Source organism: Candidatus Acidiferrales bacterium (genome assembly GCA_036514995.1).
Taxonomy (GTDB): domain Bacteria; phylum Acidobacteriota; class Terriglobia; order Acidiferrales; family DATBWB01; genus DATBWB01.
This window is the reverse complement of record DATBWB010000188.1, coordinates 21,376-27,774: the sequence shown is the minus strand read 5'-3', so window position 1 is coordinate 27,774 and position 6,399 is coordinate 21,376. Positions and strand designations below refer to the sequence as shown.

The 6,399-nt window shown below is 61.9% G+C and carries 4 protein-coding genes; 2 read left to right on the top strand and 2 right to left on the bottom strand.

Annotation, left to right across the window (positions count from 1 at the left end; genetic code table 11):
- Positions 1 to 404 precede the first annotated feature (404 nt).
- Positions 405 to 1,970, bottom strand: coding sequence for a hypothetical protein (locus VIH17_12425; protein ID HEY4684034.1), 1,566 nt, complete (start codon positions 1,968 to 1,970; stop codon positions 405 to 407).
- Between the two features lie 105 nt (positions 1,971 to 2,075).
- Between VIH17_12425 and VIH17_12420 the strand changes: the two genes are divergently transcribed.
- Together VIH17_12420 and VIH17_12415 are read left to right on the top strand one after the other, a co-directional pair.
- Positions 2,076 to 4,934 carry a pitrilysin family protein gene (locus tag VIH17_12420; GenBank protein ID HEY4684033.1) on the top strand — a complete coding sequence of 953 codons (2,859 nt, stop codon included), beginning with the start codon at positions 2,076 to 2,078 and terminating at the stop codon, positions 4,932 to 4,934.
- Between the two features lie 43 nt (positions 4,935 to 4,977).
- Positions 4,978 to 5,457, top strand: a complete 480-nt coding sequence (locus VIH17_12415; protein HEY4684032.1) for a hypothetical protein — start codon at positions 4,978 to 4,980, stop codon at positions 5,455 to 5,457.
- 26 nt (positions 5,458 to 5,483) lie between these two features.
- Here VIH17_12415 and VIH17_12410 read toward each other — a convergent pair whose 3' ends face one another.
- On the bottom strand, positions 5,484 to 6,227 hold the full coding sequence (locus tag VIH17_12410) for a metallophosphoesterase family protein (GenBank protein ID HEY4684031.1): 744 nt from the start codon (positions 6,225 to 6,227) through the stop codon (positions 5,484 to 5,486).
- Between the last annotated feature and the right edge of the window lie 172 nt (positions 6,228 to 6,399).

Genomic DNA, 6,399 nt, shown 5'->3' with positions numbered 1-6,399 from the left:
GACGCTCTAGCCAACTGAGCTACAGGCCCACCGTCTTGGTCGGAACAACGACCTTCCCGATTTATCGGGACGCTCTAGCCAACTGAGCTACAGGCCCACCGGCGTGGTGGGAATCAACTCCATCCAGAAAACCAACGACCTTCCCGATTTATCGGGACGCTCTAGCCAACTGAGCTACAGGCCCACCGTCTTGGAAGGTCGAAGAGCGCTGGCTGTAACTCAAAAAGAGCTTCGAACCGAACACTAATACTGAAGCCTCTTCGAAAAATCGTCAAGAGGCAAAAGGGTGCTGGAACAGGAAAGGTTCATCGTATCCCCACAGCGAAGCGAGGTCGGGGCAAATTGTGATCTTGGGCGGTCTGAAGACCGGCCCTACTGGCCGAAGGCGGTGTGAAGACCGGCCCCTACTGGCGGAAGACGACCTCCAGGCCGGCTCGCCAATTTTCATTCAAGCCCACGCGGATCACTTCGATCTCCGGGGAAAGATAGCGGCGAATGACGTCGCCCGTGGGATGAAAGCGCAAACCCGGCGCAACCAGGTAGAGCTGAGGCGATCCAGGGCGGAGGGCGACTCCCGGGAAATAGCCCAGCCGGGCGAAATCCTCCCGCTCGTGATGCCAGCGCACGCGCAACCAGTAATCCAGCGCCTGCAGCGGCAGGTGAATGTCCTCGTCGGCCTTCAGCTCCACCACCGCCAGCCGGCCGTCGCGCGTCACCGTCAAAATATCAATCACCCCGCGGTCACTCGCGGCAAAAGCCGGCACCTGAGAATAGACAAAACGGCGGTCGAGTTGCGGGTCGATGCGGGTGATGTCACCGGCAACCAGTTGCTCGAGCCAGCGCTCGGCCTGAAGGCGATAAAAGGGATGCGTGCGATCCTCGGCATCCGGCGTTCGCCGCTCGGCGATTTCCCGGACCAGGCGTTCGAGCATGGGCCGGTTGCCCTCGTGAAGCTGGCGTAGCCCCGCACCCGCCGCGCTTGCTCTGAGCGGAGTCGAAGGGGCGGGCACGTCGCACCCAAAGAGCACTCGACCACCGGCCAGTCGCGCAAATTCCAGGCCTCGAATCCGAAAGGAGAGGACCTCGGCTTCGCCCGTGACCCTGGCTTCGATCAGGTCAGGGGCAAGAGCGCAAATGCTTCGCGCTTCTTCCGGCAAGTGGCGCAGCATCTCTTCGGCCCGGCCGGCGCCGACCAGATGCGTTTCGACATTGCCGAAATCGCGCTCATCCACCCGCTCGACTCGCCACTGGTCTTCCTCCACCTCGTACAGCTCGAAGCGCGTCCCGCCTGGCCCGGAGTCGAGCCATGCCAGGCGATTGGCGGTCATCCGGGAGCGACCAGCCGGAAGGAAAAGGCGCAGTCCTTGATAGAATCGGGGCAGGCCTGCGGTCAGCGTTTTCTGGTGGCGGCTCGACCGCGATCGGCGAGACCAGTCCAGCCAGATGAGGCCGTAGGTCAGAATGCCGTCCAGCGTGGCCTGGGTTTCTCCGCCGCCCGCGCCCATGATGGCCCAGCGCTCGCGCCGACGGCCCATCGTGCCGCGGACGTAAAGCGCACTGAAAGAGCGTTCGCGATCCGACGAAGAACGAAGAGACTCCACCTGTTCGTCCGGAAAAGCCTGGCCCAGGACGCGGCGAAAGAGAGCGCGAAATGCCACCCGGCCGACCGCCCGGGTGCCCCGCCGGCGATCACCGCGCCAGAGGGCGAGCGTGCCGGGCTGGCTGCGCCCAAAGCGTTCCACCTGAAGGGTCAACTCGTCCACCGACTGCTTCTTGATGCTCAGGACGCGGCGGACGAGTGTGCCTTGCTCGGACCAAAGATGAAGCAAGAGGCGATTGCCCCGCAGGTTCAATTCGCCACGAAGGTCGCTTCCCGCGAGCACCGTTTCGTCATTCTCTTCCACGGTGAGCATCCCGCCGAGCGAAAGGAAGAGGTGGATAGCTTCTTCGAGTTCTTTCGGAGACGGCATCGCAGGGCTGGGGCATTATAATCCAGAGGACTCAGTTCGAAAATTGACTTGCTTGCCCGGCAACGCCTAATATCGCCGCTTGGCTTTTCGACCGGAGGCTCACTCGTGAAAATCCGCAGGAAGATTCTCCTCATCCTTGCCACGGCGATCCTTGGGTCGCAGGCAGCGGCCGCCGCTGAAGCGCATCCCGCCTTGCGGGACACCAGTCTCGGCGGGGAGGTTCAACGCACGGTTTTGAAAAACGGTCTCGTCGTCCTGACCAAAGAACTTCACGCCACGCCCATTGTCACCACCATGGTCTGGTACAAGGTCGGCTCGCGCAACGAAGAGGCCGGCCAGACCGGCAAGTCGCACTTCCTCGAACACATGCTGTTCAAGGGAACCCAGAAGCTCAAGAAGGGCGACATTGACCGCCTCACGGTCAAGAACGGCGGCACGAATAATGCCTTCACCGGGGAAGACTTTACCGCCTATTTTTTCTCCTTCGCCTCAGACCGCTGGGACATTGCGCTACAGGTTGAAGCCGACCGGATGGTGAACAATACCTTCGCGCCCGAGGAATACACGCCGGAAAAACAAGTGGTCATCGAGGAGCTGCAAATCGGACTCGATTCGCCCTGGGGCGCGCTCGACCAGGAAGTGAAGGCAGCCGCCTACAAGGTGCACCCCTATCACAACCCGATCGTTGGCTGGATCCAGGATTTGCAACGGGCCTCGGCCCAGGATATGCAAAATTACTACCAGCGGTTCTACATGCCCAACAACGCCACGCTGGTGATTGTCGGCGATTTCGAGACCGAGAAAGCGCTTGCCCGCGTGCGCGAAATCTTTGAGGCCATCCCGGCGGGGCCTGAGCCTCCCCGCGTCGAAGCGGTCGAACCGCTCCAGCCCGGCGAGCGCCGGGTCACCGTCAACAAAGCCACCCATCTGGAGCGGCTCATGATGGTTTTCCACGCGCCCAAGATTGCCGAGCCGGATTCCTACCCGCTCCAGATGCTCGCCACCCTCTTGAGCACTGGCAAGACCTCCCGGCTCTACCGCCGGCTGGTGGAGAAGGATCAGTCGGTGACGGAAGCGGCCGCCTTCTACGGGGAAGCGAAGGATCCGACGTTGTTCCAGTTCGTTGCCGAACTGAAGCCCGACGCGAAATTGGCCGAGGTGGAAGGCGCGATCCGCGATGAGGTCGCCCAGCTCCAGCAAGCGCTCGTGCCGGCGGAAGAACTCCAAAAGGCCAAGAGCCTGATGGAGGCTGACTTCATCCTGAACAAGGAGACGAGCATCAGCCAGGCGCAGCAGATCGGCGCCATGGAGACGCTGCTCTCCTATACCTACCTCGATACCTACCTCGACAAAATCAAAGCGGTGAGCGCGGAGGATGTCCAGCGGATGGCAAAGCAGTATCTCGAGCAGGACAATGCCACCGTGGGCTGGCTGGTGAACAAGCCGGCAGCGGCCTCCGCAGCAGCAGGCGGCACCGAGAGCCTGCCCCGGGAGCGTGCTGGTTCTGGGCTTGCCACATGGCTTCGAGACTATCGCCAAGGCCGTGTGGGTCGTCTCGACCCGTTAGCGCCCGGTGCTGAGCAGGGCGGTTCCTTCCGCTCTGCAGGACTGCGCCAGGGCGGGGTCCGCGGAAAACCCAAGAAGGCGACCACGGAGATCCGTCCGGGCCTGCCGGTAGAAAAACGTCTTCTGGCAAATGGCCTGACGTTGATTGTGGCCGAAAACCACAATATCCCGGGCATATCGATCGCCAGCTATGTGCGAGCGGGCGCGCGCTACGAAACGGATGAGAAGGCCGGCGTCGCTCAACTGACGGGCCGGTTGCTGACCGAGGGCACGAAGACGCGCACGGCGCAACAAATTGCCCAGGCCATTGAGTCGGCCGGTGGAACGATAACCTCCTCGGCCGGCTACACCGGCGCGGGCGTCAGCGCCACCGTCCTCAAGAAGGATTTCGACTTGGCGCTCGATCTGGTCAAAGACACCCTCTTGCATCCCACCTTCCCCGAAGATCGCGTCATGCTTCAGCGAGATCGCCTGGCCGCAGAAATCCGGGCTGAGGGCGATCAGCCGCAAGTGGTCGGCAGCCGCCAGCTCAACGAAATCATCTTTGCCGGCACGCCCCAGCATCGGCCGGCGAGCGGCTACGTAGAGACGGTCAAGAAACTCAGCCGCGATGATTTGGCGCAGTTTCACGAAAAGTTCTACGCGCCGGGCAACACCATCATCGCGGTTGCCGGCGACGTTTCCATCCGCGAGGCGATGACGAAGCTCGAGGCGGCTTTTCAAGAATGGTCGAGGCCGGCGGTGTCGCTTCCCGTCCCGCCCGAGCCAAAGCGGCAAACGGAACCCAAAACGAAATATCTCTTCCTGGACAAAGAACAGACCAACATCTTTCTCGGCCAGGTGGGCATCAGCCGAAAAAATCCCGACTACTATGCCCTGGAGGTTATGGACTCGATCCTGGGCGGCGCGCCGGGCTCGGGCACCTTCACCGGCCGCATCCCGTTTCATCTGCGCGACCAGCAGGGGCTGGCCTACTCCACCTATTCGAGCATCACCCGGGACGCCTCCATCGACCCCGGCCGCTTCGTCGCTTACATCGGTTGCTCGCCCAGGAACATGACGAAGGGCATCGAAGGGTTGCGCCAGGAGGTTCGCGAAATCGTCGCGAAGCCGGTCAGCCAATCGGAACTCGACGATGCCAAGGCCTATCTCACCGGCCACTTCGTTTTCGATTTCCAGACCAACGCGCAGATCGCCCGCTTCCTGATCAACGCGGAGATTTACAGCCTCGGCTTTGACTTCATCCAGCGCTATCCGGGCATGATTCAAGCGGTGAGGGTGGAGGATGTCAGCCGCGTGGCGCGGAAGTATCTCGATCCCGATAACCTGACGCTCGTGGTCGTCGGGCCGGTCAATGAGAAGGGTGAAATCACGAGCGCCAAGGACAAGGGGCGATGACAAGGACGAGGCCGGGGAGTTGCGGGGAGAGGATTTACCGCTGATGGCTGAAGAGCGCCAGCTTCCGGTGGCGACGATTGCGGCGACGGCGACGGTGGCGGGGCTTTTTTTGTTGGCCGGGATCCTCTATCTCGGCCGGCCCGGCAAGCAGGCCATCGCGCCGCCGACGCCGGAGCGCCTGCCGCCCCTGGGTGCAGCGGAACAGGCTTATCTCCCCCACTTGCATTTCTCCCAATTGAAAATGAGTCGGGCGGCGAACTTTCTTGGCCAGGAGGTGACCTACCTGGACGGTGAGGTAACCAACGCCGGGTCGCGGCGCGCGCGGGCAATCGAAATCGTGCTCGATTTCAAAGACCTTGTCGGCCAGACGGTGTTGCGCGAAACCGCCCGCCCGCTCGGTCGCCGCGCTTCGCCTTTCCCGCCCGGCGCTTCACGCGAATTTCGCCTTTCTTTCGAACACGTGCCGATGATGTGGGATCAAGCCGTGCCGGAAATCCGGGTGACGGGGCTGTTGCTCGATTGAGAGGAGCTAGCCCCGACCCGTCGGCGTTAACGCCCGAATGACAGCCGCTGGATCAGCGCCTCAGGCAAACCGGCTTCACTCATTCGCCGCTGGGTCAGCTCGATGTCGTAGGGGACGCGCCAGAATTCCACCATGGCCTCGGCCGCATCATAGATGGCGCAAGCGGCGCGGTTGTCGCCGTCGCGAGGTTGGCCGACCGAGCCCGGGTTGAGCAAATAGCGAGCATCGGGGTCGAGTCGCAGTTCCGCCGCTTCGCTTTTCTCTTTGAGATGGATGCGCAGCACTTCCAGTTTCTTATCATGCAGGACGAATCCTCCCTGGAGATGGGTGTGGCCGAAGAAGATCAGACGGTGGCTTGTCTGGCGCAGGGTTTCGAGCGCCTGGTAAGCCTCAAATACATATTCGTCTTCATCAAAGGTCGAGCCATGCACTAGGAGAAAATCTTCCACCGCGAGAGGCCCGACGGGAAGCGCCCGCACGTAGTTCAGATTGTCCGTGGAAAGGCGGTCGCGCGTCCAAAGAGCCGCCCGCCGCGCCGAAGGATTGAAATCTTCGGCATCGGTCAGGCCGCTGCCAGCACGGTCGTGGTTGCCACGAAGGACGACCGGGTTGAGGGCCCGAACGCGGCTCACGACCTCCTCGGGGTCAGGCCCGTAGCCGATCAGGTCGCCGAGGCAGAGCGCCTTTTCAAACTTTCCCTCAACGGCCGCGAGTACGGCTTCCAGGGCGGACAGGTTCGAATGAATGTCGCTCAGGATCAGATAGCGCATGGCAAAGCAAAAGGGGCATTATAGGCTGGTCGAGCCAAACTGCCCAGCCCTCATACCCTCCGCCAGTGGCCCAGCCCTAACTACTGCCTTTACTTTAGCAATGCAAAGTGCCCCGCCGCTACCCGGTATTCCCCTAAAAGAGACCAACTTAGCCGGAAAAGGCGCCGAAATT

Coding starts and splice junctions, on each gene's coding strand:
- VIH17_12425 (HEY4684034.1), bottom strand. CDS start 1,970: ATGCCGTCTCCGAAAGAACTCGAAGAAGCTATCCACCTCTTCCTTTCG.
- VIH17_12415 (HEY4684032.1), top strand. CDS start 4,978: ATGGCTGAAGAGCGCCAGCTTCCGGTGGCGACGATTGCGGCGACGGCG.
- VIH17_12410 (HEY4684031.1), bottom strand. CDS start 6,227: ATGCGCTATCTGATCCTGAGCGACATTCATTCGAACCTGTCCGCCCTG.